This window comes from Caenimonas sedimenti, assembly GCF_007833165.1.
Lineage (GTDB): Bacteria > Pseudomonadota > Gammaproteobacteria > Burkholderiales > Burkholderiaceae_C > Ramlibacter > Ramlibacter sedimenti.
The window spans coordinates 1-22,490 of the sequence record NZ_VOBQ01000015.1 but is presented as its reverse complement, the minus strand read 5'-3'; the positions used below and the strand labels follow the sequence as shown (position 1 = coordinate 22,490).

Annotated in this window: 19 protein-coding genes; 13 read left to right on the top strand and 6 right to left on the bottom strand. The window is 66.3% G+C overall.

What is annotated here, in order from left to right:
• The first annotated feature begins 23 nt into the window (after window positions 1-23).
• The 7 genes from FN976_RS18870 (at window position 24) to FN976_RS18840 (ending at window position 5,905) form a co-directional block, all read left to right on the top strand.
• On the top strand, window positions 24-458 hold the full coding sequence (locus FN976_RS18870; RefSeq protein WP_145894613.1) for a PAS domain-containing protein: 435 nt from the start codon (window positions 24-26) through the stop codon (window positions 456-458).
• A 39-nt stretch (window positions 459-497) separates the two neighbouring features.
• Complete coding sequence (gene frc / locus FN976_RS18865) at window positions 498-1,748, top strand: formyl-CoA transferase (protein WP_145894612.1); 1,251 nt, start codon at window positions 498-500, stop codon at window positions 1,746-1,748.
• A 111-nt stretch (window positions 1,749-1,859) separates the two neighbouring features.
• A complete protein-coding gene (locus FN976_RS18860) occupies window positions 1,860-2,168 on the top strand; it encodes an HAD family hydrolase (protein WP_145894611.1) in 309 nt (102 codons plus the stop codon).
• A 25-nt stretch (window positions 2,169-2,193) separates the two neighbouring features.
• On the top strand, window positions 2,194-3,036 hold the full coding sequence (locus FN976_RS18855; protein ID WP_145894610.1) for a hypothetical protein: 843 nt from the start codon (window positions 2,194-2,196) through the stop codon (window positions 3,034-3,036).
• A 22-nt stretch (window positions 3,037-3,058) separates the two neighbouring features.
• Window positions 3,059-3,829, top strand: a complete 771-nt coding sequence (locus FN976_RS18850) for a fumarylacetoacetate hydrolase family protein (protein ID WP_145894609.1) — start codon at window positions 3,059-3,061, stop codon at window positions 3,827-3,829.
• Between the two features lie 39 nt (window positions 3,830-3,868).
• A complete protein-coding gene (locus tag FN976_RS18845; RefSeq protein WP_145894608.1) occupies window positions 3,869-4,906 on the top strand; it encodes a 2-dehydropantoate 2-reductase in 1,038 nt (345 codons plus the stop codon).
• A 57-nt stretch (window positions 4,907-4,963) separates the two neighbouring features.
• Window positions 4,964-5,905, top strand: a complete 942-nt coding sequence (locus FN976_RS18840; RefSeq protein ID WP_145894607.1) for a LysR family transcriptional regulator — start codon at window positions 4,964-4,966, stop codon at window positions 5,903-5,905.
• A gap of 120 nt (window positions 5,906-6,025) precedes the next feature.
• Here the strand turns inward: FN976_RS18840 and FN976_RS18835 are convergent, their stop codons facing one another.
• Entirely contained in the window at window positions 6,026-7,597 is a 1,572-nt protein-coding gene (locus FN976_RS18835) for a hypothetical protein (protein WP_145894606.1), read from the bottom strand.
• A 50-nt stretch (window positions 7,598-7,647) separates the two neighbouring features.
• Between FN976_RS18835 and FN976_RS18830 the strand changes: the two genes are divergently transcribed.
• Window positions 7,648-8,373, top strand: coding sequence for a M15 family metallopeptidase domain-containing protein (locus FN976_RS18830; RefSeq protein ID WP_145894605.1), 726 nt, complete (start codon window positions 7,648-7,650; stop codon window positions 8,371-8,373).
• 439 nt (window positions 8,374-8,812) lie between these two features.
• On the opposite strand, the gene FN976_RS18825 is transcribed toward FN976_RS18830, so the two are convergent.
• From FN976_RS18825 to gcl, 5 genes are all read right to left on the bottom strand, one after another.
• Window positions 8,813-9,682, bottom strand: coding sequence for a DNA adenine methylase (locus FN976_RS18825; protein ID WP_145894604.1), 870 nt, complete (start codon window positions 9,680-9,682; stop codon window positions 8,813-8,815).
• A gap of 41 nt (window positions 9,683-9,723) precedes the next feature.
• Window positions 9,724-11,376, bottom strand: a complete 1,653-nt coding sequence (locus FN976_RS18820; RefSeq protein ID WP_145894603.1) for an AAA family ATPase — start codon at window positions 11,374-11,376, stop codon at window positions 9,724-9,726.
• Between the two features lie 598 nt (window positions 11,377-11,974).
• Window positions 11,975-12,883 (bottom strand): 2-hydroxy-3-oxopropionate reductase, encoded by a 909-nt coding sequence (gene glxR / locus FN976_RS18815; RefSeq protein ID WP_145894602.1) that lies wholly within the window; start codon window positions 12,881-12,883, stop codon window positions 11,975-11,977.
• Window positions 12,880-13,677, bottom strand: a complete 798-nt coding sequence (gene hyi / locus FN976_RS18810) for a hydroxypyruvate isomerase (RefSeq protein ID WP_145894601.1) — start codon at window positions 13,675-13,677, stop codon at window positions 12,880-12,882. Before hyi ends, glxR begins: the two co-directional genes overlap by 4 nt.
• 19 nt (window positions 13,678-13,696) lie before the next feature.
• Window positions 13,697-15,487: a glyoxylate carboligase gene (gene gcl, locus FN976_RS18805; RefSeq protein ID WP_145894600.1), complete on the bottom strand. Its 1,791-nt coding sequence runs from the start codon at window positions 15,485-15,487 to the stop codon at window positions 13,697-13,699.
• A 132-nt stretch (window positions 15,488-15,619) separates the two neighbouring features.
• Here gcl and FN976_RS18800 point away from each other — a divergent pair, with 132 nt between their 5' ends.
• From FN976_RS18800 to fdhD, 5 genes are all read left to right on the top strand, one after another.
• Window positions 15,620-16,564: a LysR substrate-binding domain-containing protein gene (locus FN976_RS18800; protein ID WP_145894599.1), complete on the top strand. Its 945-nt coding sequence runs from the start codon at window positions 15,620-15,622 to the stop codon at window positions 16,562-16,564.
• A 169-nt stretch (window positions 16,565-16,733) separates the two neighbouring features.
• On the top strand, window positions 16,734-17,189 hold the full coding sequence (locus FN976_RS18795; protein WP_145894598.1) for an NAD(P)H-dependent oxidoreductase subunit E: 456 nt from the start codon (window positions 16,734-16,736) through the stop codon (window positions 17,187-17,189).
• Entirely contained in the window at window positions 17,186-18,730 is a 1,545-nt protein-coding gene (locus FN976_RS18790) for a formate dehydrogenase beta subunit (protein WP_145894597.1), read from the top strand. The genes FN976_RS18795 and FN976_RS18790 overlap by 4 nt, the downstream gene beginning before the upstream one ends.
• A 12-nt stretch (window positions 18,731-18,742) precedes the next feature.
• The gene (fdhF, locus tag FN976_RS18785; RefSeq protein ID WP_145894596.1) at window positions 18,743-21,607 is read left to right on the top strand and encodes a formate dehydrogenase subunit alpha; all 2,865 of its coding nucleotides are present in this window, start codon (window positions 18,743-18,745) and stop codon (window positions 21,605-21,607) included.
• The coding region (gene fdhD / locus FN976_RS18780; protein ID WP_145894595.1) for a formate dehydrogenase accessory sulfurtransferase FdhD at window positions 21,607-22,490 on the top strand (884 nt) is incomplete at its 3' end. The genes fdhF and fdhD, both read left to right, overlap by 1 nt.

Sequence of the window (22,490 nt, the reverse complement as noted above, 5' to 3'; positions counted from 1 at the left end):
GACTCCTGCAGCAGGAGCACTTCATGGGCGGCATCGATCATCAGCAGCTGATTCAAGCCTTCGGCGACGCCGTCGTCGTGTCCGACCCTGCCGGGCGCATCGTGCTTTGGAACCCGGCCGCCACCCGCCTCTTCGGCTTCTCGCAGGAAGAAGCGATGGGCCAGCCGCTGGACCTGATCATCCCCGAGCGCCTGCGCAAGCGGCACAACGAGGGCTATGACAAGACCATGGCCACCGGCGAGACGCGCTACGGCACTTCGCTGCTGAAGGTGCCCGCGCTGCACAAGGACGGCCGCCCGCTCTCCATCGCCTTCACGGTCGCCATGCTCACCGGTCCCGACGGCAAGGTGACCGGCATCGCCGCCGTCATCCGTGACGAAACCGCCCGCTTCGCGGAAGAGCGCGCGCTCAAGGGCCGCGTCAACGAGCTCGAAGCCGCCGCGAAGGCCGCTTCCTGAGACGCCGCCCACAGATTCCATGACTCCCGAGAACTTCCCATGACCACCAAAGCCCTGGAAGGCGTCCGCATCCTCGACTTCACCCACGTGCAGTCGGGCCCCACCTGCACCCAGCTGCTCGCCTGGTTCGGCGCCGACGTGATCAAGGTCGAGCGGCCCGGCGAGGGCGACGCCACGCGTGGCCAGCTGCGCGACATCCCCGGCGTGGACAGCCTCTACTTCACGATGCTGAACCACAACAAGCGGTCCATCACGCTCAACGCCAAGACGGCGGGCGGCAAGCGGCTGCTCGAATCGCTGATCAAGCACTGCGACGTGCTGGTCGAGAACTTCGCGCCCGGCGCGATGGAGCGCATGGGGCTGACGTGGGAGCGCATCCAGCAGCTCAATCCCCGGATGGTGGTCGGTTCCGTCAAGGGCTTCGGCCCCGGCCGCTACGAGGACTGCAAGGTCTACGAGAACGTCGCCCAGTGTGCGGGGGGCGCGGCGTCCACCACCGGCTTCGACGACGGCCCGCCGGTGGTCACGGGCGCGCAGATCGGTGACAGCGGCACCGGCGTGCACCTGGCGCTGGGCATCGTGACGGCGCTTTACCAACGCACGCACTCCGGCCGCGGCCAGAAGGTGCTGGCGCCAATGCAGGACGCCGTGCTCAACCTCTGCCGCGTCAAGCTGCGGGACCAGCAGCGGCTGGAGCGCACGCACACGCTGCACGAATACCCGCAGTACCCCGACGGCAAGTTCGGCGATGCGGTGCCGCGTGCCGGCAACGCCTCGGGCGGCGGCCAGCCTGGCTGGATCCTCAAGTGCAAGGGCTGGGAGACCGACCCCAACGCCTACATCTACTTCATCACGCAGGCGGCCGTGTGGCCCGCCGTGTGCCGCGTGATCGGCGAAGAAGGCTGGATCGACGACGAGGCCTATGCCACGCCGCAAGCACGGTTGCTGCACCTGAAGCCGATCTTCAAGCGCATCGAGCAGTGGACCATGAGCAAGACCAAGTTCGAGGCCATGGAGATCCTGAACGAGTTCGACATCCCGTGCGGGCCCATCCTGTCGATGAAGGAGATCGCCGACGACCCGTGGCTGCGCAAGAGCGGCACCGTGGTGGAGGTGGACCACCCAACGCGCGGCAAGCATCTGACCGTGGGCAACCCCGTGAAGCTCTCCGACAGCAGCACGGAAGTCACACGCGCACCGCTGCTCGGCGAGCACACCGAGGAGGTGCTGGCCGAACTGGGCTACGCGGCCAGCGACCTCGCATCGCTGCGCGCCGAAGGCGCCATCTGATGGCGCGATGCATCACTCCGAAGTGATGGTCCGCATAACAACTATTGACTGTCTTTGATCGACCCCTCTCCCTACAGTGAGCGCACCACACCGCAACACGAGAGAACGATCATGAAGAACGACCTGCCCGCCGCCCTGACCCACCCCGACGCGGAGCGTGACGCCTACAACGCCGCGTTCTACGAGCTGGGTCTGCGCTGGCACTGGGACGAAGCGACCTATGCCGCGCTGGTGCGCCAGAGCCCGGAGCCTGAAGTGCGCATCCGCCGCTACCTGGAACAGCACCACCCGCACCTGCTGAGCGTGTACGACCCGTCGTTCCTGGTCGCCGCGGTGCAGGAACGCATGCTGCGCACCAAGCCCGCGCCGCACCGCAACTTCGACTGGGCGCTCGCCACGTCGTCGCACGTGGTCGGTTGAACCCGAAGCCACCGGAGCCCCCGCCATGTCCATCCTCGTCAACCGCGCCACCCGCATCGTCGTGCATGGGCTCGGGGATGAGGCTGGGCGCCGGCATGCCACGGCCTGCCGTGAGTACGGCCAGGGCAAGCGCTGCGTGGTCGCGGGTGTGGTGGCGGGCGGCAGCGTGCACCGCTTCGACGGCATCCCGGTGTTCGAAAGCGTGGCAGAGGCCCGCGCGGCCACCGGCGCCAACGCCTGCATGGTGCATGACGATGCGGAGCGCGCTGGCGCCGCGATCGACGAAGCCGCCGAAGCCGGCATGCCTCTGATCGTCTGCGTGGGCAATGGCGTGCCGGCCGCTTCATTGGCTCGTGCCGCGGACGCGCTGCGGCGCGGCGGCACCCGCCTGCTGGGCCCAGGCTGCGCCGGCGTCATGACGCCCGACGAAGTCCGCATCGGCAACCTGCCGGGCGAGGCTCCTCAGCGCGGGCGCATCGGCGTAATCCTGCGCTCGCCGGCACTGCTGGCCGAAGTGGCGCGCCAGTTCCGCCAGCACGGCCTGGGCGCATCGACCGTGGTGAGCCTGTCGGACCCTTGCCGCGCGGGCCTGTCGCACCTGGAGCTGTTGCAGCTCTTCGAGGCCGACGCCGGCACCGACGCCGTGCTCCTGGCCGGGCCTATCGATGACGAGAGCGAAGCCGCCTGCGCCGCCTGGATCGCCACCCACCTGCGCAAGCCGCTGATCGGCTGGATCGCGGACAGCGGCCCCGCGGCCAGCCAGCGCGCCCGGCTCGCCGCCTGCGGCGCCCACATGACCCACGAGCTCGCCTCGCTGGGCACGCTCACCGCCTCGGTCGTGGAGCCGCAGTGGCTGCCCTTCGACTGACGCGCCAAGACCGGAACACCCCATGATCACCCGCTGGGTCAGCTACCGCCATGCCGGCCAGGAAGCCTTCGGCACGCTGGACGACACCGACCGCGTGCACGAGCACCGCGGCCAGATGTTCGGCGCCAATGCCGCGACCGGCCGCTCGATGCTGCTGGAAGAAGTGCAGCTGCTGATGCCGATGCAGCCGACCAAGGTGATCGCGCTGTGGAACAACTTCGGCCAGCTGCGCGCCAAGCTCAACCTGGCTGTGCCCGAAGAGCCGCTCTACCTTCTCAAGTCGCCGAACTCGTGGAGCGCGCACCGCGAACCCATCCCGGTGCCGCGCGCCGGCGGCAAGGTGGTGTTCGAGGGCGAACTGGGCATCGTGATCGGCCAGCGCTGCGCCGCCGCCACCGAGAGCGACGCCATGGCCTGCGTGTTCGGCTACACCTGCGCCAACGACGTCACGGTGTCCGACATCCTGAACCGCGACCCCTCGTTCCCGCAGTGGGTGCGCGCCAAAGGCCTGGACGGCTTCTGCCCGCTGGGCCCCGTGGTGGCGACCGGCGTCGACCCCACCACGCTCACTGTCCGCACGCTGCTGGATGGCGTGGTGCGGCAGGACTACCCCATCAGCGACATGACCTTCCCGGTGGCGCGGCTCGTGAGCCGCATCTCCGTCGACATGACACTCATGCCCGGCGACGTGATCCTCTGCGGCACCTCCGTCGGCGTCGGCTCCATGAAGCCCGGCAGCCTGGTCGAAGTGGAGATCGCCGGCATCGGCCGCCTCTCCAACCGCTTCGGCTGATCACGGGCACACAGAACATGCAACTCCCTGGATCCCTTCATGAAAATCACCATCATCGGCGCCGGTGCCATCGGCGGCCTGGTCGGCGCACGGCTGGCCCTGGCCGGCGAAGACGTCACGTTCATCGTCCGCGGCCGCAACCTTGAGGCGCTGCGGGCGCGTGGCATGCGCCTGGTCACGGCGGACGGCGTGGAGCACGTCGCCCGCAACATCCAGGCGCCGGACGACATGGCCGCGGTGGGCCCGCAAGACGTGGTGATCCTCGCCATGAAGGCGCACCAGGTCGTGCCCGTGGTCCCGAAGTTGCACCACCTGCTGGGGCCAGAGACGATGGTCGTACCGATGCAGAACGGCATCCCGTACTGGTACTTCCAGCGGCATGGCGGCCCGCATGAAGGCCGGCACATCGAGAGTGTGGACCCGCAGGGGCACATCGCCGCCGCCATCGAATCGCGGCGCGTGATCGGCTGCGTGGTGTACCCGGCGTCGGAACTCGTGGCGCCCGGCGTCGTGCGCCACATCGAGGGCGACCGCTTCCCCTTCGGCGAACTGGACGGCGTGCTCAGCACCCCGCGCATCCAGCAGCTCTCGGCCGCTTTCGTCAATGCCGGTTTCAAGTCACCGGTGCTGGAAGACATCCGCTCCGAGATCTGGCTCAAGCTGTGGGGCAACCTCACCTTCAACCCGATCAGCGCGCTGGCGCACGCGACCCTGGTCGACATCTGCCAGTACCCGCCGAGCCGCGACCTGGCCGCCGCGATGATGCGCGAGGCCCAGGCCGTGGCGGAACAGCTGGGCGTGCACTTCCGCGTCTCGCTCGAGAAGCGCATCGCCGGCGCCGAGAAGGTGGGCAAGCACAAGACCTCGATGCTGCAAGACGTGGAGGCCGGCCGCGAGCCGGAGATCGACGCGCTGGTCGGCTCGGTGGTGGAACTGGCACGGCTGACCGGCACGCCCACGCCGCACATTGATGCCGTGCTCGCGCTGGTGAAGCTGCTGGCGCGCAGCATGCAGGAAGCCAAAGGCCAGGTGAAGCTGGGCGAACAGGGCTTGCGGATGGAAGCGGTGGCGGCGTGAGCAAGGGATGTCATCCCAGCGCAGGCTGGGATCCAGGCGCATGAGCGACTCGCCCCCATGCGCCACGCCACCCTCCGCCAACTCAAAGTCTTCGAAGCCGTCGCCCGCCACCTGAGCTATTCCCGCGCCGCCGAGGAACTGCATCTCACCCAACCCGCCGTCTCCACCCAGGTCGGCAAACTGGAGGAACACGCCGGCCACGCGCTGTTCGAACAGTTCGGCAAGAAGATCTTCCTCACCGCCGCCGGCAGCGAGCTGTTGCCGATCGCGCGCGGCATCCTGCTGGAGTTCGAAAAGGCCGAGGCGGCGATGTCGCGCTTCCGCGGCGTCTCCGGCGGCCGCCTCAACGTCGGCGTGATCAGCGCCGGCGACTACTTCTTCCCCCGCCTGCTGGTCGAATTCATCGGCCGGCACCCCGGCGTGACGCTCGACTTCACGGTGCACAACCGCGAGGAGCTGCTGGCGCGCATCGAGGGCAACCTCACCGACCTGGCGATCATGGTCCGGCCGCCGACGGAGCTGGACACGCTGAACCAGCCGTTCGCGCCGCATCCGTATGTGATCGTCGCGCCGCCGGGGCATCCGATGGTGGCGCGCGAAGGCATCCTGGCGGCGGAGGTGATGCGGGAGCCGTTTGTGGTGCGGGAGGGTGGGTCGGATACGTTCCGGTCGATGGTGGAGGGCTTCGGTGGGGATCTGTCGGGGCTGAATGTGGCGATGGAAATCCGGAGCACCGAGACCATCAAGCAGGCGGTGATGGCGGGCCTGGGTTTGACCTTTCTGTCGGCCCACACCGTGTCCCGCGAATTGCAGTCGGGCGAACTGCGCGTGCTTGATGTGGAGGGCTTCCCGCTGCAACTGCACTGGTATGTGGTGCACCGGCGCACGAAGCGGCTGGCGCCGGTGGCGCAGGCGTTTCGGAATTTTCTGGTGGCGGACGGGGCGGAGTTGATTGGGCGGCTGGTGCCTTGGCAGTTTGCGCCCGACAGCGTTCAGTAAGACCGTTCGGACACAGGAAGTCCTTCCAGATTTGGCCGCCCGCGGCTCGACTCTCCGGTCAACGACCTTCTCATCCAATGTTACACGCCCCTCATGGTCATCGGCAAACTATGGCTCGATTCAGCCGCGAATGAGCTCGGCCCGCAAGACGTTGAGGTCATGTCTGGTTGCCGCCGGCAGTTCTCGTGCATCCAGATGGGCGCCCAACCAAATCACGTCCGCGGCTGCCTGTGCCGTTTGCGGGCCGATCAGTTCGATCGCACGAATCTTCCCCAACTCGGCAATCAGCATGCGCACCTGATGAATGGGAATTCCGGAGGGATTCTCGTACTCCTGCGGAGCCGAGAGCAGACGGACACAGGTTCCATGAACGTAGTCAAAGCACGTTGCGCTTCTTGCCGGATTCGGCAGACGTGGGCCCCGCTTGCCGGGCCGCCGCACAACTGGTTCGATCCACTCTCGAACGCTCTCCCAATTGCCGCCACTCTCGTGAATGACGCGCCGCAGATAGAGCCAATAGATGGGGCTCCAAAGATTGTCCGACCCCGCGGACAGTCTGCTGGCTACCCGATCCGAGACAGTCAGCCATTGGGCCGCTTCGCGCAACCGGTACAACCCAGCAAACAGGCCCTGGTGCTGCAGACAGGTGATCAGGTATGCGTGATTGGCAGCGTAGTTGCCCATTAGCTCGAAGTCGCCGTTCATCATGGTCCGCCGGATGTTCCCAATGCTGCAGTTGTAGGCGTCCATCGCCCACGCCCGGCGATCCAAGATTGGATTGCCGGGATGTTCCGCTGTGAACTCGCAAAGGAGCCGGCGTTTGAGGAGCGTCAGCAGATTCGTGACCTCGCAATCGATATAGAAGCCCAGTACGCTCAGCCTTTCCGCTTGAGGCTTTGCTGTGGCCAGCTTGTCATGGAGCGCCGCGTATTCCGCGAGGTGCTGCTTGGCGCTGGGTCTGATCAGGTTGTAGTGGCGCCATGCGCTGCAGAGGGTCACCAAAGCGCGCAACGACTGCGCGAAACGGCCGTCGATCCTTCCAGTTTGCTCCAATCGCACGAGCTCCGAAAGCTCGGATTCAAAGAGGTCCCACTCGTTCAGTCTGTGAAGCACCCGAAGTTTTCGCGCCTTCGTAACCAGCATCAACTCCGGATCTTTCGGCCCAAGAAGCCCATCGAGCTCACTGATCGCGTCCATCGCTCGCGTCAGAGCGCCTTTGCGGTAGCGTCGTTCCGCGCTCGTCACCAATTCGCACGCCTCGGGCGAAACATGCTCCGCCGCCGGAAGTGAGCCGGGGCCTTGCTCATCGCGCTGAACACCTGCGAACGCCTCCAAATCCTCGAGTGCAATGGCTTCGCCGCGAAGACGCCACGCGGAGAAGGGAACATCGCGAATTCGCCAAGGACCGGCGCTGTATTTCCGATACTCGAGCTTGTCAGTGCCCACTAGTTCTTCGATGTAGCCGTAGATGCGCTTCCATTGGGTGCGTTCGACCTTCACCAAGCCAAGCGCAGCCTCGATCTCGGTGCTGGATATATAGCCTTCATTGCCTCTACTCCTTGCCGCCACGAGGTACGCAAGGATGCGCCCGGCGTCTTTCCCTTTGATTTCAGTCAGATCAAAGGGTCCCGCCGCCGCTTCTGTCACAGGTGTCACTCCGAGGTTCACAGGAGCAGGAGTTTTGTCTTTCATTTGTGCGAGGGTTCTGCTGGAATCGGATAGGCCCCAAAAGGAGCACTGCCGTGGACGATCTTGTGGTTCTTCCTTCGAAGTTGCACCCCTACTGGTACCGCTCGCACCGGCACCTGCCGGGCCGGTTGGTTGGGACGGTCGTCCTGAAATCGGCATGGGAACGGGTCAAAGCCGCTGAAGACTACTTGCGCATTCGCGATCCTAGTATCCGCCTGTTGGCCGTGGACTCCTTCCGGCCCGTCTCGCTTCAAGCGTCGATCTACCTGATGGCCTTCACCGAGGTACATACCCGGTCGCTCGGCCAGATGTCCAACAAGAGTGTGGCTCAAACTGTGGATCGATGGGTACGCAACCCCGTGCGTTCCGATGAAGCACGTCACATGACGGGGGCCGCGATCGATGTGTTGATGATGGATCCGCGGACCGGCTTTCCCTACGCTGCTGACATAGCCCGCTATGACAGTTGGTCTCCCGCGATGGAGCCAAGTGCCTTTGACCGCTACCTGGGTGTCAGTGACGACCATCCAGAGATTCGCGAACTCGCTCGAGCCGCTGCGCGAGAGCTGCATGTCCGAGAGGCATGTGTTCGCGCAGGTGGACTGGTTCCGAGCGAACTGGAGTTCTGCCAGATGGAAGTCCCTGAATCGCATCATCATCCGCTCCAGCCCGTCGACCTCACAGATCTCATGGCGACAAAGTTACCTTATGGCATGGAAGATGACCTGCTGGAGCGGTGTGAGCGCCACGCCTACCGCTCTCCCAGTTCCAAACCGTAAGGCACTAGGTCGTCGAGGTGCCCTTCGGCTTCCAGGAGTTCTGATCGCAGTCCGCGAAGTCCGCAGGCAGATGCCCGCCTTGTACATCGGCTCAAGGCCGCTACTCTGGCTACGCAGCAGCGTTCTCGACTAGCGAAGCGAACCCGATGCGCTGTGCGAAAGCGCTTATCGCGAAAGCTGCCCCTTGGATTCTTGGAACTACGTCAGGGCAGTTAGGGCCTATGCCCGACAGCTCCTCACCAGCATGAGTCCGTGCGAGTGTCACGTGCAGTCTTGTGTCGCTTGCTTCCTTGCGGATCAGCCCGCGTGATCCCAACTCGTCTACATCCTGAATCTTCCTCAGGGGTAGAGCATCGACGGTCTCCACATTCATCACTGGCGTTCGAGCAGAATCGACGACCTTGAGAAAATTGAGCCCGAGCACCGCCATCGCATCGCGCTAGGCTACCTTCTGCACCTGAGCCTGCTCTGGCGGCGTCAGGCGCTCACTGAAGAACATGACTTCCGACCCAGTGTAGCGCTGCTGGGCGGTGTAACGGAGCCCGTAGGTGAACGAGTGTGCATAGCTGTACATCATCCGGATCTCCTGGGCATTGTCATAGGAGACGATCCAAGGGCGCCGGAATCGCCTGCTGCCAAGCAGACGTGCAATTTGCGCGTGATCATCATGCCTGTAGAAGTTCCGATAGAGTCCCGCGCCCTTCACGTAGTACGGCGGATCAAGATAGATCAGGGACGTGCTGGGAAGGAATTGATGACAGCGCAGCAGCAGCTTGTGGGCGTCCTCCTCATAGATGCTGATATCCCCTGCATGTAGTCCGATGCGTTCTAGCCTTAGGCAAAGCTCATCGCGCATGAACCTTGCATCCAGCCTGTACGTGCCACTTTGAGCCTTGCCCCCGATCACACCGCCCTTGAGAATTCCTGACCGATTCGTGCGGTTCATGAAGAGCGTCGCGAATCCACGTTCAAGCTGAGTACCCTCGGTTTCACCGAGCATCATGGAGCGCCAATGGTGCCACGCGTCCATCGTTATAGGTTCGCTCGCCACTAGCTTGATCAGCTCGGCGGTCTCCCGCACAGCGGCGCGCCAAAACACGGCGACAGCCGGGTCGGCATCATTGATGTGGATATGGCGTACAACTCCATCCATAAGCAGCACGAGGGCCACGCCAGCACCACCGGCATAGGGCTCAAGATAGTGGCCTCCGGCCAGCTTGTTGTTGTTGATCACATCGGCGATCAATGGAGCAAAGCTGGCCTTTCCGCCGGGGTAGCGCAACGGGGTGAAGAGCTTGTTGGAGTACATAATTAGCGGGCTTTAGCTTTGAATCGCATCTTGGCGAGAGTTCAGACGATTCGACTCGCCGTCTTAGTTGCCGCCTCTTCGAAGGCTTTGATAAACGCGGCAGCTTCATCAGCGTGGCAAATCGCCCACTCTTGAATCACACCCCAACGCTTTAACTGATCCCAATGTGCGACCCACCATCCCTTGCTTGCTTCACGCTGCGCGCTTGCGCTCGCGTTGTCTGGAAAGAACGTGTTCGACACCTTGTCGGTGCTCGGGTTCACAACTCTGAATCTTCGAAGCGCTTCATGCAGCGGTCCGTTCTGGGCGGCAATCACGGCTCGTAAGAAAATCTTGATGACGTTCTCTGGCGATCGGTCCGTGCCGTGGGCGCCTCGATGGCACGGAAGCTTGATGGTATTTCCGCGTCCGGCGGCTTTCTGCGGAATCGAAGTGTCTGCATCGACTACAAGCAAGCGGTCCTTGAAAAGCGGATCCTTGTCTGGGAGGCCAAGCAGGTTAGATCCCCCGACACCGAGGGGGATGAGCTTGAGCTTTACGCCCAGCTTCCGACCCAGCGCCGCCCGCTTAGCCCTCGGAAGGAGGGCATCGCAAAACTGGGCGCCTTCGGGATCCTCGAAGTAGACGCCAAGCACCGGCTTCCTCGCTTTGGGCAAGTCAGCGTCGTGGCGAAGTGCCATGTCGTCGAGTATCGCTTTCAGAGACTGGTCATCCGCCAAGCGCGGGTGCCGTGTGTCGAGAAGGTAGACGACCTTGTCGGGCGCTTTCAAATTGCCTCCGCCCTCCGGATGGACCGCTTCGATCAGCCGAGGCGAGTGCGTAGTAGCGATGATTTGCAAATCGAGCCGCTTCGCGTGCGTCTTCAACACGGCAACTAGGCGATCGATCGCGTGGGGATGAAATCCCACGTCGAGCTCGTCGATTACCAGTAGGCCGCCGCAGTATTTGTCGCCCAGCTCACGTTTCAGTCTGTTGAACGACGCCAACGCAGTCGCAATGCTTCCCAGGCTGTCTTGGCCCATCGAAATCGCCAGGGCGTTGTGTGCGGAATAGCCTGGTTGAACAGTTTTCTTCCGGGCACCCTTGATGCTCTGGTGGGTCACGTCGGTAGTCACTTGAGTGCCGATGATCACCGAGCTCACGAAGTCCGCCATGAGCTGGCGGTCCTCTTTGTGCATGGCGATCTTCCGACTCGCAACTTCGCCCTCTTCGGCCTCGCCGATCGACGCCAACCGCTTGATGCCCAGGAATATGGTGGGGAGAGGCACCTTTGCGTCTTGCCCGACGGGGTCGTCTTCTCCTTTTTCTATCGTTCTTGGGACAACGCGCGCTCGCTTCCATTCGGTGCGTTGGGTCATCGCGCAACGTTTGCGAACGGTGATCCCGAATACATCCGCCACCACAATTGGAGCGGCTGCAGGGTACTCCTGGGCGATCACGACCTCTTCGAGAGCAAGATAAATAATGCGTTCGATGTTTGCGTAAAAGGGCTCACCGAAGTAGCTCTTAGGACCTTTCGGAATGCCGAACGTGTTGGCAACCAAACCCTGGATAGTGGACTTGCCGATTCCGTTGTGACCGGCGATCAGGGTGAGCCGATCAGCGAACTCGATCGTCAGGTTGCCTAGCTTGCGGAACGGCGGCGCTCCAAACTCAAGAGAACAAACCTTAATGCGGTTCTTGACCGTTGCCATTCCCTCTCCCTCGCGCGCTCTTGCAAACGCTGGCATCTTTAAGATGAGCAAGTATGCCGGAAGGCGGTGTTGAAGGCGAGGTGCCACGGCAGCGTGACTGGGCGGCAGTTTCGCGAGGATTCGGGTGGGAAAGCCGAGGCCGACTCCTGCCACGCCGCGGCACCTGCAACAGCCGACCTCAAGGATCACGACGGTAGGCGATCGACAGAAACTCGGAAGGAGTTTTCGCCCCGCTGCGCGCCCAAGGCCGTCCATCGCAGCGAAGCCGGAGCGAGCCGGAGGCGTAGCGCGGGCCGCCACAGTGTGAGTTGGGGGTGGGTGGGGGATGGTGCGAAGGGGGGCTACAAGAGGTGGCGCGGGATGCAGGTGGCGTGGTGACACGCTGCGATGGATCCTGGGTCAAGCCCGGGATGACAGGCCTTTTCCGGGATGACAGGCCTTTTCCGGGATGACAGGCGTTGTCCGGGATGACGGGGCTGGGGGGATGTCAGCGAAGGGATGGGCCTGGATCCCAGCCTTCGCTGGGATGACAGCCACTTTGGGAGCCCTGGATTCCCGCCTTCGCGGGAATGACGAGGTGAGGCGGGAACGACGGGCGCTAAGACGCCACCTGCCCAATCTCAAAATTCGCCATCCCCTCCAACGCCCGCACCATCGCCGAGTGATCCCACCCCTTGCCGCCCCGGGCTGCACAAGCATTGAACAACTCCTGCGCCATCGCCGTATTCGGCAGCGACACCCCCAGCGCCCGCGCACTCGCCAGCGCCAGGTTCAGATCCTTCTGATGCAGCTCAATCCGAAACCCCGGCTCGAAGGTTCGCTTGACCATCCGCTCCCCATGCACCTCAAGGATCTTCGACGAAGCAAACCCACCCATCAGCGCCTGTCTCACCCGCGCCGGGTCCGCGCCCGCGCGTGAGGCGAACACCAGCGCCTCCCCCACCGCCTCGATGGTCAGTGCCACGATGATCTGATTCGCCACCTTCGCCGTCTGCCCATCGCCATTGCCGCCCACCAGCGTGATGTTCTTCCCCATCTTCTCGAACAGCGGCTTCACGCGTTCGAACACCGCGGGCTCGCCGCCCACCATGATCGACAACGTGGCATTGCGCGCGCCGACTTCGCCGCCGGACACCGGCGCATCCAGGTAGTCGCAGCCCAGCTCGCGGATCCGCTGCGCGAACTCCTTGGTGGCCAGGGGCGAGATCGAGCTCATGTCGACCACGGTCTTGCCCTTGGCCAGGCCCGAGGCCACGCCCTTCTCGCCAAACAGCGCCTGCTCCACGTCGGGCGTGTCGGGCACCATCAGGAAGATGATGTCGGCGCGCTCGGCCACTCCGCGTGCGGTGGTGCACTGCGTGGCGCGGGTGCCGGCGATCGAGGCCGGCATGGGGCCCAGCGTGTGGACGAACAACTGGTGGCCGGCGGCCAGCAGGTGGCCCGCCATCGGCGTGCCCATGATGCCCAGGCCGATGAAGCCGAGCTTGAGCGACGACAGGTCGGTCATGCGGAAATCCTTTCGGGAAGTTGATGGCGGCGCAGCCAACCCAGCCCGGCCTGCGTGCCGGCGGCCGGCTTGTACTCGCAGCCGATCCAGCCGGCGTAGCCGAGTGCGTCGATGTGGCGGAACAGGAAGTCCCAGTTGATCTCGCCGGTGCCCGGCTCGTTGCGGCCCGGGTTGTCGGCCAACTGGATGTGCGCGATGCGCGGCAGGTGGCGCGTGAGCGTGGCCGCCAGCTCGCCTTCGGTGCGTTGCGCGTGGTAGATGTCGTACTGCAGCCAGGTGTTGTCCACGCCCACCTCGTCCAGCAGAGCCAGCGCGTGGTCGGTGCGGTTCACGAAAAAGCCGGGGATGTCGTAGGCATTGATCGGCTCCAGCAGCAATTGCAGGCCCGCGCAACGCAGCTCCAGCGCCGCGTAGCGCAGGTTGTCCACCAGCGTGCCGTGCAGCCGCGCGGGGTCGGCGCCGGACGGCGCCTTGCCGGCCAGGCAGTTCAGCTGGCGCACACCCAGCGCCTGTGCGTACTCGCAGCCCAGCGCCACGCCGGCGCGGAAGTCGGCCACGCGCTCCGGCAGGCAGGCGATGCCGCGCTCGCCCGCGTCCCAGTTGCCGGCGGGCAGGTTGTGCAGCACCAGTTGCAGGCCGTTGGCGTCCAGCCGGTCGCGGATTTCCTTGGCGGGGTGCGCATAGGGGAACAGGAACTCGACGGCCTGGAAGCCCGCATCGGCGGCGGCCTCGAAGCGGTCCAGGAAGGGCAGCTCGGTGAAGAGCATCGTGAGGTTGGCGGCGAAGCGAGGCATGTCTTGGGCTCCGGATGAATCAGTCGAGCAGGCCGGCGAGTTCCAGCCCCTCGGTGCCGCCGGGATGGCGGCAGTCGATGTCCTCGAACTCCTTGATGTTGTCGATCTCGGTGCCCATCGCGATGTTGGTCACCTTCTCCAGCATCACTTCCACGATCACCGGCACGCGGTGCTCGCGCGTCATGGCCAGCGCTTTGCGCAGCGCCCCCTGCAGTTCCTGCGGCTCGGTCACGCGCAACGCCATGCAGCCCAGGCCCTCGGCCACCTTGACGTGGTCCACGCCGTAGCCCCGCAGCGCCGGGTCGTCCACGTTGCGGTTCTCGAAGCCGAGCTGCACGCAATAGTCCATGTCGAAGTTGCGCTGGGCCTGCCGGATCAGCCCGAGGTAGCTGTTGTTCACCACCACCTGCACATAAGGCAGGTGAAACTGCGCGCCGGCGGCCAGCTCCTCGATCAGGAACTGGAAGTCGTAGTCGCCCGACAAGCCCACCACCGTGCGATTGGGGTCGGAGGCCGCCACGCCCAGCGCGGCCGGTACCGTCCAGCCCAGCGGGCCGGCTTGGCCGCAGTTGATCCACTGGCGCGGGCCGTAGACATGCAGGAACTGCGCGCCCGCGATTTGCGACAGGCCGATCGTCGAGACGTAGATGGTGTCGCGCGGGAACACCGCGTTCATCTCCTGGTACACGCGCTGCGGCTTGATCGGCACGTTGTCGTGGTCCGAGCGGCGGTGCATCAGCCGCTTGCGCTCGGCGCAGCGCCCCACCCAATCGCCGTAGTCGGGCAGCAGGCCGGCCATCCTGCGTTCCTTGGCGATCTGCACCAGCAGTTCGAGCGCGGCCTTTGCATCCGAGACGATGCCCAGGTCGGGGTTGAACACGCGGCCGATCTGCGTGGGCTCGATGTCGATGTGGACGAAAGTTCGACCCTTGGTGTAGGTGTCGATCGAACCGGTGTGCCGGTTGGCCCAGCGGTTGCCGATCCCCAGCACGAAGTCGCTGGCCAGCAGCGTCGCGTTGCCGTAGCGGTGCGAGGTCTGCAGCCCGCACATGCCGGCCATGAGCGGGTGGTCGTCGGGGATGGTGCCCCAACCCATCAAGGTCGGGATCACGGGGACCTGCAGCACTTCCGCCAGTTCCACCAGCAGGACCGAAGCATCGGCATTGATGATGCCGCCGCCGGCGACGATCACGGGCTTCTCCGCCGCGCACAGCATCTCGATCGCCTTCGCGCCCTGCAGCCGCGTGGCCGCCGGCTTGTAGGCCGGCAGCGGCTCATAGGTGTCGATGTCGAATTCGATCTCCGCCATCTGCACGTCGAACGGCAGGTCAATCAGCACCGGCCCGGGGCGGCCCGAGCGCATCAGGTGGAAGGCCTGCTGGAACACGCGCGGCACCAGCGCGGGCTCGCGCACGGTCACGGCCCACTTGGTCACCGGCTTGGCGATGGATTCGATGTCCACCGCCTGGAAGTCCTCCTTGTACAGGCGCGCGCGCGGCGCCTGGCCGGTGATGCAGAGGATGGGGATCGAGTCGGCGCCGGCTGAATACAGGCCGGTGATCATGTCGGTGCCCGCGGGTCCGGAGGTGCCGATGCACACGCCGATGTTGCCGGCGCGGGCGCGCGTGTAGCCCTCGGCCATGTGCGACGCGCCTTCCACGTGCCGCGCCAGCACATGCGCGATCGACTGCCGCTCGCGCAGGGCGGCGTAGAGCGGATTGATGGCGGCGCCGGGCACGCCGAAGGCCTGCGACACGCCTTCCTTCTCCATCACCAGCACCGCGGCCATCGCCGCCTTCATCTTTGCCATGTTCTGTCTCCTGCGGCCGTTGGGGCCGAGGAGGCATGGTCCGTGCAGGCGTGCGGCTGCGGGCTTGACGGCGGTCAAGGATCGCGAAAACGGAGCATCAGCGTTCGTTATGGATTCCATATGATCGAAGTGATGAACGTTCTTTCATCGCTGCGCTACCTGGTCGCCCTCAGCGAGCATCGGCACTTCGCGCGCGCGGCCGAGGCCTGCCACATCACGCAGCCGGCACTCTCGAACGCGCTGCGTGCGCTCGAGGCCGAGTACGGAACGCAGATCGTCCGGCGTGGCCGGGTTTACGCCGGCCTCACCGAGGAGGGCGAGCGCATCCTGCTGGCGGCGCGCCGCATGCTGCACGAGCACGAGCTGCTGCAGCAGGAGCTGCGGGCACGTGGCAACGAGCCGCAGGGGCGCTTGCGCATGGGCGTGGTGCCCACCGCCGTGTCGGTGGCGACGCGCTTCGCCGTCGCCCTGCACGAGTTGCACCCGGGCATCTCCGTCACGCTGCGGTCGATGCGCTCCACCGAGATCGAGGCCGGGCTGGAAGACCTCACGCTCGACCTGGGCCTGGGCTTCGCCGAACGCGTGGAACGCCGGCCGCGCTTTCGGCACCTGCCGCAGTACGAGGAGCGCTATTTCCTGTTGATGCTCGGCGATGAAGGCCAGGGCTTGCGTGTGGGCGCAGCGTGCGGCTGGGCCGAGGCCGCGCGCGAGCCGCTGGGCCTGCTGACGCCCGAGAACCATCACCGGCAGGTGGTCGATGCGGCGTTCCGCCAGGCTGGGGTCGAGGCGCATCCGGTGCTGGAAACGGATTCCGTCACGGCGCTGATGCTCGCGGTGACGAGCGGGTCGATCCGCTGCGTCGTTCCCGGCGCCCTGGCCGCAGCCGCACCGCAAGGGCTGCCTCTGCTGGCACTGCCGCTGGTGCGTCCCGCGATCGTCACGCCGGTGGCCTTCTTCACGCTGGCCTCCGAAAGCGACCCGCATGCGCTGGAGGCGGCGCTCGCGTTTGCCCAGGCCGCGCCCTGGCGCAAGGAAGTGTCGGCCCTCGCCGGCCGCCTCTCCTCATTCAAGCAGTGAATCTGCACATGTAGCGATCCCATTTGACCGGGCGCCGCGCGGCCCGGACAGTCGCTGCATGCGCGGCGGCCACACCACCATTTCCCGAATCTTGACGATGGTCAATGGCATGCGCGCGGGCCGGGCGCGATAGTCGTCCGCAACACCTACAAGCGCAGGAGACACGTCAATGCCCACTCCCGATCCCGCACCGACCACCTACGAGGTCGTCGCGCGGGTGCTCGCCGAACGCAAGCACCTGGCCGGGCCCCTGCTGCCCGTGCTGCATGGCGTGCAGGAGGCGCTGGGCTGGGTGCCGTCCGCGGCCGTGCAGCCCATCGCCGAAGGCCTGGACCTGTCGCGCGCCGAAGTGCACGGCGTGCTGAGCTACTACCACCACTTCCGGCAGGAGCCGGCCCGGGGCCCGGTGCTGCAGGTGTGCCGCGCCGAGGCCTGCCGCTCCATGGGCGGCGAGGAACTGCTGGCCCATGCGCGCCAGCACGAAGCGCATCGCTGCACCGTCGAGGCGGTCTACTGCCTCGGTCTGTGCGCGCAGTCGCCGGCGGTGCTGCTCGATGACAAGCTCCATGCGCGCATGACGCCCGAGCGGCTGGCGGCGCTGGTGGACAAGCGGTGCGCGTCATGAGCGGCGCCACCGTCATCTACGTACCGCGCGATGCCGCCGCACTGGCCGCCGGCGCCGATGCCGTGGCCGCGGCGATCGAGGCGCACGCCGTCGCGCACGACCAGCGCGTGCGCATCGTGCGCAACGGCTCGCGCGGCCTGCTCTGGCTGGAACCGCTGGTGGAAGTGGAAACGCCGGCCGGCCGCATCGCCTACGGCCCGGTCACGCCCGAAGACGTGCCCGCGCTGTTCGGCGCCGGCTTGCTCAGGGGCGGCGCGCACGCGTTGCGCCACGGCCCCGTCGACCAGCTACCAGCCTTCGCACGTCAGCAGCGGCTGACCTTCGCCCGCTGCGGCCTGGACGACCCGCTCGCGCCCGTCTACTGGGCCGGGCTGCGCAACGCGCTGGCCCTGCCGCCGGCCGACATCGTGCAGCAGGTGCTGGACTCCGGCCTGCGTGGCCGCGGCGGCGCGGCCTTTCCGGCCGGCATCAAATGGCGCACGGTGGCCGCGGCGCCCGGCCCGCGCAAATACGTGGTGTGCAACGCCGACGAGGGCGACTCCGGCACCTTCGCCGATCGCATGCTGATGGAAGGCGACCCCTACCTGCTCATCGAAGGCATGGCGATCGCGGCTCTGGCCGTCGGCGCGGACAAGGGGTTCGTCTACATCCGCTCCGAATACCCGCACGCCATCGCCACCTTCGAGGCCGCGCTCCAGGCCGCGCGCGAAGCCGGCGTGCTGGGCGCCCGTCTGCTGGGCACCGGCCCGGCCTTCGACATCGAAGTGCGCGTGGGCGGCGGCTCCTACGTGTGCGGCGAAGAGACGGCGATGCTGGAGAGCCTGGAAGGCAGGCGCGGCATCGTGCGCGCCAAGCCGCCGCTGCCTGCGATCAGCGGGCTGTTCGGCCGACCCACGGTCATCAACAACGTGCTGAGCTTCGCGGCCGTGCCGACGATCCTGGAGCACGGGCCCGCGTTCTATCGTGATTTCGGCACCGGCCGCTCGCGCGGCACGCTGCCCTTCCAGCTGGCCGGCAACATCAAGCACGGCGGCCTCTACGAGCTGCCCTTCGGGCTCACGCTGCGCGAACTGGTGTTCGACATCGGCGGCGGCACGGCGAGCGGCCGGCCTGTGAAGGCCGTCCAGGTGGGCGGCCCCCTGGGCGCCTACGTGCCCGAGGCCGAGTGGGATCTGCCGCTCGACTACGACGCCTACACCGCCAAGGGGCTGGTGCTGGGCCACGGTGGCATCGTGGTGCACGACGACACGGCCGACATGTCGCAGCTCGCGCGCTTCGCGATGGAGTTCTGCGCCGTCGAATCCTGCGGCAAGTGCACGCCCTGCCGCATCGGTTCCACCCGCGGTGTCGAAGTGATCGACAAGATCACCCTCAACCACAACCGGCCGCAGCAGGTGCGCCTGTTGCGCGAGCTGTGCGACACGATGCTGCACGGCAGCCTCTGCGCGATGGGCGGCATGACGCCCTACCCCGTGCTCTCCGCCCTGAACCACTACCCGCAAGACTTCGGCCTCCTGGACGAAGAAGAACGCGCCGCCTGAGGAAACAACAAGATGCCTTGCAATTGCGACACCGACTGCGGCACCCCGGCCCGCTTGAGCGCCTCGGGCGAGACCGTCTCGCTGCAGATCGACGGCCAGGCCGTCACCGTCCCGGCCGGCACCTCGCTGATGCGCGCCGCCATCGAGGCCGGCATCTCCGTGCCCAAGCTGTGCGCCACCGACAGCCTGGAGCCGTTCGGCAGCTGCCGCATGTGCCTGGTCGAGATCGAAGGCCGGCGCGGCTACCCGGCGTCGTGCACCACGCCGGCCGAAGCCGGCATGAACGTCCGCACGCAAACCGACAAGCTGGCCAAGCTGCGGCACGACGTGATGGAGCTCTACATCTCGGACCACCCGCTGGACTGCCTGACCTGCAGCGCCAACGGCGATTGCGAGCTGCAGGACATGGCCGGCGCCGTGGGCCTGCGCAACGTGCGCTACGGCTTCGACGGCGCCAACCACCTGCAGGCCAAGAAGGACGAATCGAACCCGTACTTCACCTACGAACCCAGCAAGTGCATCGTCTGCAACCGCTGCGTGCGGGCCTGCGAGGAAACGCAGGGCACGTTCGCGCTCACGATCAGTGGCCGCGGCTTCGAGTCACGCGTGTCGCCCGGCCAGGACCAGGCTTTCATGGACAGCGAATGCGTCAGCTGCGGCGCCTGCGTGCAGGCCTGCCCCACGGCGACGCTGCAGGACAAGAGCGTGATTTCGCTGGGCATGCCGACCAAAAGTATCATCACCACCTGCGCCTACTGCGGCGTGGGCTGCGGCTTCAAGGCCGAGGTGAAGGGCGAGCAGGTGGTGCGCATGACGCCCTGGAAGGACGGCAAGGCGAACGAAGGCCACTCGTGCGTGAAGGGCCGCTTCGCCTGGGGCTACGCCACGCACAAGGACCGCATCACCAAGCCGATGATCCGCGAGCGCATCACCGACCCGTGGCGCGAAGTCAGCTGGGACGAGGCCATCGGGTACGCCGCCAACCAGTTCCGCCAGATCCAGCTGCGCCATGGCAAGGATTCGATCGGCGGCATCACCTCCTCGCGCTGCACCAACGAAGAGACCTACCTGGTGCAGAAGCTGGTGCGGGCCGCTTTCGGCAACAACAACGTCGACACCTGCGCGCGCGTCTGCCATTCGCCCACCGGCTACGGCTTGAAGCAGACCTTCGGTGAATCGGCCGGCACCCAGACCTTCAAGTCGGTCGAGCAGTCCGACGTGATCCTGGTGATCGGCGCCAACCCGACCGATGCCCACCCGGTGTTCGCCTCGCGCATGAAGAAGCGCATCCGCGCGGGCGCGCGGCTGATCGTGGCCGACCCGCGCCGGATCGACTTGGTGGCTTCGCCGCATGTGCGCGCCGACTTCCACCTGCAGCTGAAGCCCGGCACCAACGTCGCCTTGATCACGGCACTGGCCCACGTGGTGGTGACCGAAGGCCTGGTGGCGGCGGACTACATCGGTGAACGCTGCGACGAGAAGTCGTTCCGCGAATGGCAGGAGTTCGTGGCGCGCGAGGAGAACTCGCCCGAGGCCACAGCCATCATCACCGGCGTGCCGGCCGACCAGGTGCGCGGCGCCGCCCGGCTCTACGCGACCGGCGGGAACGCAGCGATCTACTACGGCCTCGGCGTCACCGAGCACGCCCAGGGCTCGACCATGGTGATGGGCATCGCCAACCTGGCCATGGCCACCGGCAACGTCGGCCGCGAAGGCGTGGGCGTGAACCCGCTGCGCGGCCAGAACAACGTGCAGGGTGCGTGCGACATGGGCTCGTTCCCGCACGAGCTGCCCGGCTACCGCCACGTGTCGGACACCACGGTGCGCATGCAGTTCGAGGACGCCTGGGGCGTGCCCCTGCCGTCGGAGCCCGGCCTGCGCATCCCCAACATGTTCGACGCCGCCAGCGAGGGCACATTCCGCGCGCTCTACGTGCAGGGCGAGGACATCGTGCAATCCGACCCCAACACGCAGCACGTCACAGGCGCGCTGGCCCAGCTGGAGTGCCTGGTGGTGCAGGACCTGTTCCTGAACGAGACCGCCAAGTACGCCCACGTGTTCCTGCCGGGCTCCTCGTTCGTCGAGAAGGACGGAACCTTCACCAACGCCGAGCGCCGCATCTCGCGCGTGCGCAAGGTGATGAAACCGCTGGGCGGGCTGGCCGACTGGGAAGTGACGGTCAAGCTGTCGAACGCGCTGGGCTACGCGATGAAGTACACGCACCCGTCGCAGATCATGGACGAGATCGCCGCCTTGACGCCCACGTTCCACGGCGTCAGCTACGCGAAGCTCGACAAGCTGGGCAGCGTGCAGTGGCCCTGCAACGACGACACGGCGGAAGCCGGCACGCCGATCATGCACGTCGATGGGTTCTCGCGCGGCAAGGGCCGCTTCGTGATCACGCAGTACGTCCCCTCGTCCGAGAAGGTGACCAAGCGCTTCCCGCTGGTGCTCACCACCGGACGCATCCTGAGCCAGTACAACGTGGGCGCGCAGACCCGCCGCACGCCCAACAACGAGTGGCACGACGAGGACCGGCTGGAGATCCACCCGCACGACGCCGAGGAGCGCGGCGTGAACGACGGCGACTGGGTGGGCATCGCCAGCCGTGCCGGCGAAACCGTGCTGCGCGCCGTTGTGAGCGAGCGCATGCAGCCGGGCGTGGTCTACACCACCTTCCACTTTCCCGAGTCGGGCGCGAACGTGATCACCACCGAGAACTCGGACTGGGCGACCAACTGCCCCGAGTACAAGGTGACGGCGGTGCAGATCAGCAAGGTGGCGCAACCGTCCGAATGGCAGCGCGGCTACCAGCGCTTCAACGACCGGCAGCTGGAACTGCTGGCGCAACGGCACGACTCCGTGCCTGCGAAGTGATGTCGGCGCGGCAACCGCATGCGCTTCCCGGCGCGGTGCCGGTGCAGGCGCTCGCCTGCCGCGGCGGCGTCGCGCGGACCGTGGCCGACTGGGTGGCCGACGAGGTGCCCATTGCGCTGCAATACAACGGCATCTCGCATGCCGTGATGCTGGCGACGCCACTGGACCTGGAGGACTTCGCGCTCGGCTTCTCGCTATCGGAAGGGATCGTGGACCGGGCGGGCGACATGCACGACATCATGCCTGAGAGCACGTCGGACGGCATCGTGCTGCACATCGACGTGGCGGCGCGGTGCCTGGTTCGGTTGAAGGAGCGCCGCCGGACGCTGGCCGGCCGCACGGGTTGCGGCCTGTGCGGCGTGGAGAGCCTGGCGCAGGCCCTGCCGCGGATCGAGCAGCGCGTGCGGCCCTTCGCGCTGGCCCGTGAAGCATTGACGCGCGCCCTGCGCGAGATGCGCCAGCAGCAGGCGCTGCAGTCGGCCACCGGCGCCACCCACGCCGCCGCCTGGTGCGATGCGGACGGCAGCGTCGAACTCGTGCGCGAAGACGTCGGCCGGCACAACGCACTCGACAAGCTCATCGGCGCGCTCGCGCGCTCGCGGCGCGACCCGGCGACCGGTTTCATCGCCGTCACCAGCCGGGCCAGCTACGAGATGGTGCAGAAGACCGTGCGCGCCGGCGTCGGCGCCCTGGCGGCAGTCTCGGCGCCCACAGCACTGGCCGTCCGCACCGCCGAAGCCGCCGGCCTGGTGCTGGTGGGTTTCGCGCGCGGCGACGACTGGGTGGCTTACTGCGGTGATGTCGGAACCCCGCGTAGGCTGGTGGTGAGCCCGCAGGCGAACCCCAGCAATGGCAGCGGTGGCAGCTGGGGTTCGCCTGCGGG

Bases quoted from the DNA above. Each gene is read 5' to 3' on its own strand.
- FN976_RS18820 (WP_145894603.1), bottom strand. From the start codon at position 11,376: ATGGCAACGGTCAAGAACCGCATTAAGGTTTGTTCTCTTGAGTTTGGA.
- FN976_RS18845 (WP_145894608.1), top strand. From the start codon at position 3,869: ATGAAAATCACCATCATCGGCGCCGGTGCCATCGGCGGCCTGGTCGGC.
- FN976_RS18835 (WP_145894606.1), bottom strand. From the start codon at position 7,597: ATGAAAGACAAAACTCCTGCTCCTGTGAACCTCGGAGTGACACCTGTG.
- frc (WP_145894612.1), top strand. From the start codon at position 498: ATGACCACCAAAGCCCTGGAAGGCGTCCGCATCCTCGACTTCACCCAC.
- hyi (WP_145894601.1), bottom strand. From the start codon at position 13,677: ATGCCTCGCTTCGCCGCCAACCTCACGATGCTCTTCACCGAGCTGCCC.
- FN976_RS18840 (WP_145894607.1), top strand. From the start codon at position 4,964: ATGCGCCACGCCACCCTCCGCCAACTCAAAGTCTTCGAAGCCGTCGCC.
- glxR (WP_145894602.1), bottom strand. From the start codon at position 12,883: ATGACCGACCTGTCGTCGCTCAAGCTCGGCTTCATCGGCCTGGGCATC.
- FN976_RS18795 (WP_145894598.1), top strand. From the start codon at position 16,734: ATGCCCACTCCCGATCCCGCACCGACCACCTACGAGGTCGTCGCGCGG.
- FN976_RS18850 (WP_145894609.1), top strand. From the start codon at position 3,059: ATGATCACCCGCTGGGTCAGCTACCGCCATGCCGGCCAGGAAGCCTTC.
- FN976_RS18860 (WP_145894611.1), top strand. From the start codon at position 1,860: ATGAAGAACGACCTGCCCGCCGCCCTGACCCACCCCGACGCGGAGCGT.
- FN976_RS18825 (WP_145894604.1), bottom strand. From the start codon at position 9,682: ATGTACTCCAACAAGCTCTTCACCCCGTTGCGCTACCCCGGCGGAAAG.
- FN976_RS18800 (WP_145894599.1), top strand. From the start codon at position 15,620: ATGAACGTTCTTTCATCGCTGCGCTACCTGGTCGCCCTCAGCGAGCAT.
- FN976_RS18855 (WP_145894610.1), top strand. From the start codon at position 2,194: ATGTCCATCCTCGTCAACCGCGCCACCCGCATCGTCGTGCATGGGCTC.
- gcl (WP_145894600.1), bottom strand. From the start codon at position 15,487: ATGGCAAAGATGAAGGCGGCGATGGCCGCGGTGCTGGTGATGGAGAAG.
- fdhF (WP_145894596.1), top strand. From the start codon at position 18,743: ATGCCTTGCAATTGCGACACCGACTGCGGCACCCCGGCCCGCTTGAGC.
- FN976_RS18870 (WP_145894613.1), top strand. From the start codon at position 24: ATGGGCGGCATCGATCATCAGCAGCTGATTCAAGCCTTCGGCGACGCC.
- FN976_RS18790 (WP_145894597.1), top strand. From the start codon at position 17,186: ATGAGCGGCGCCACCGTCATCTACGTACCGCGCGATGCCGCCGCACTG.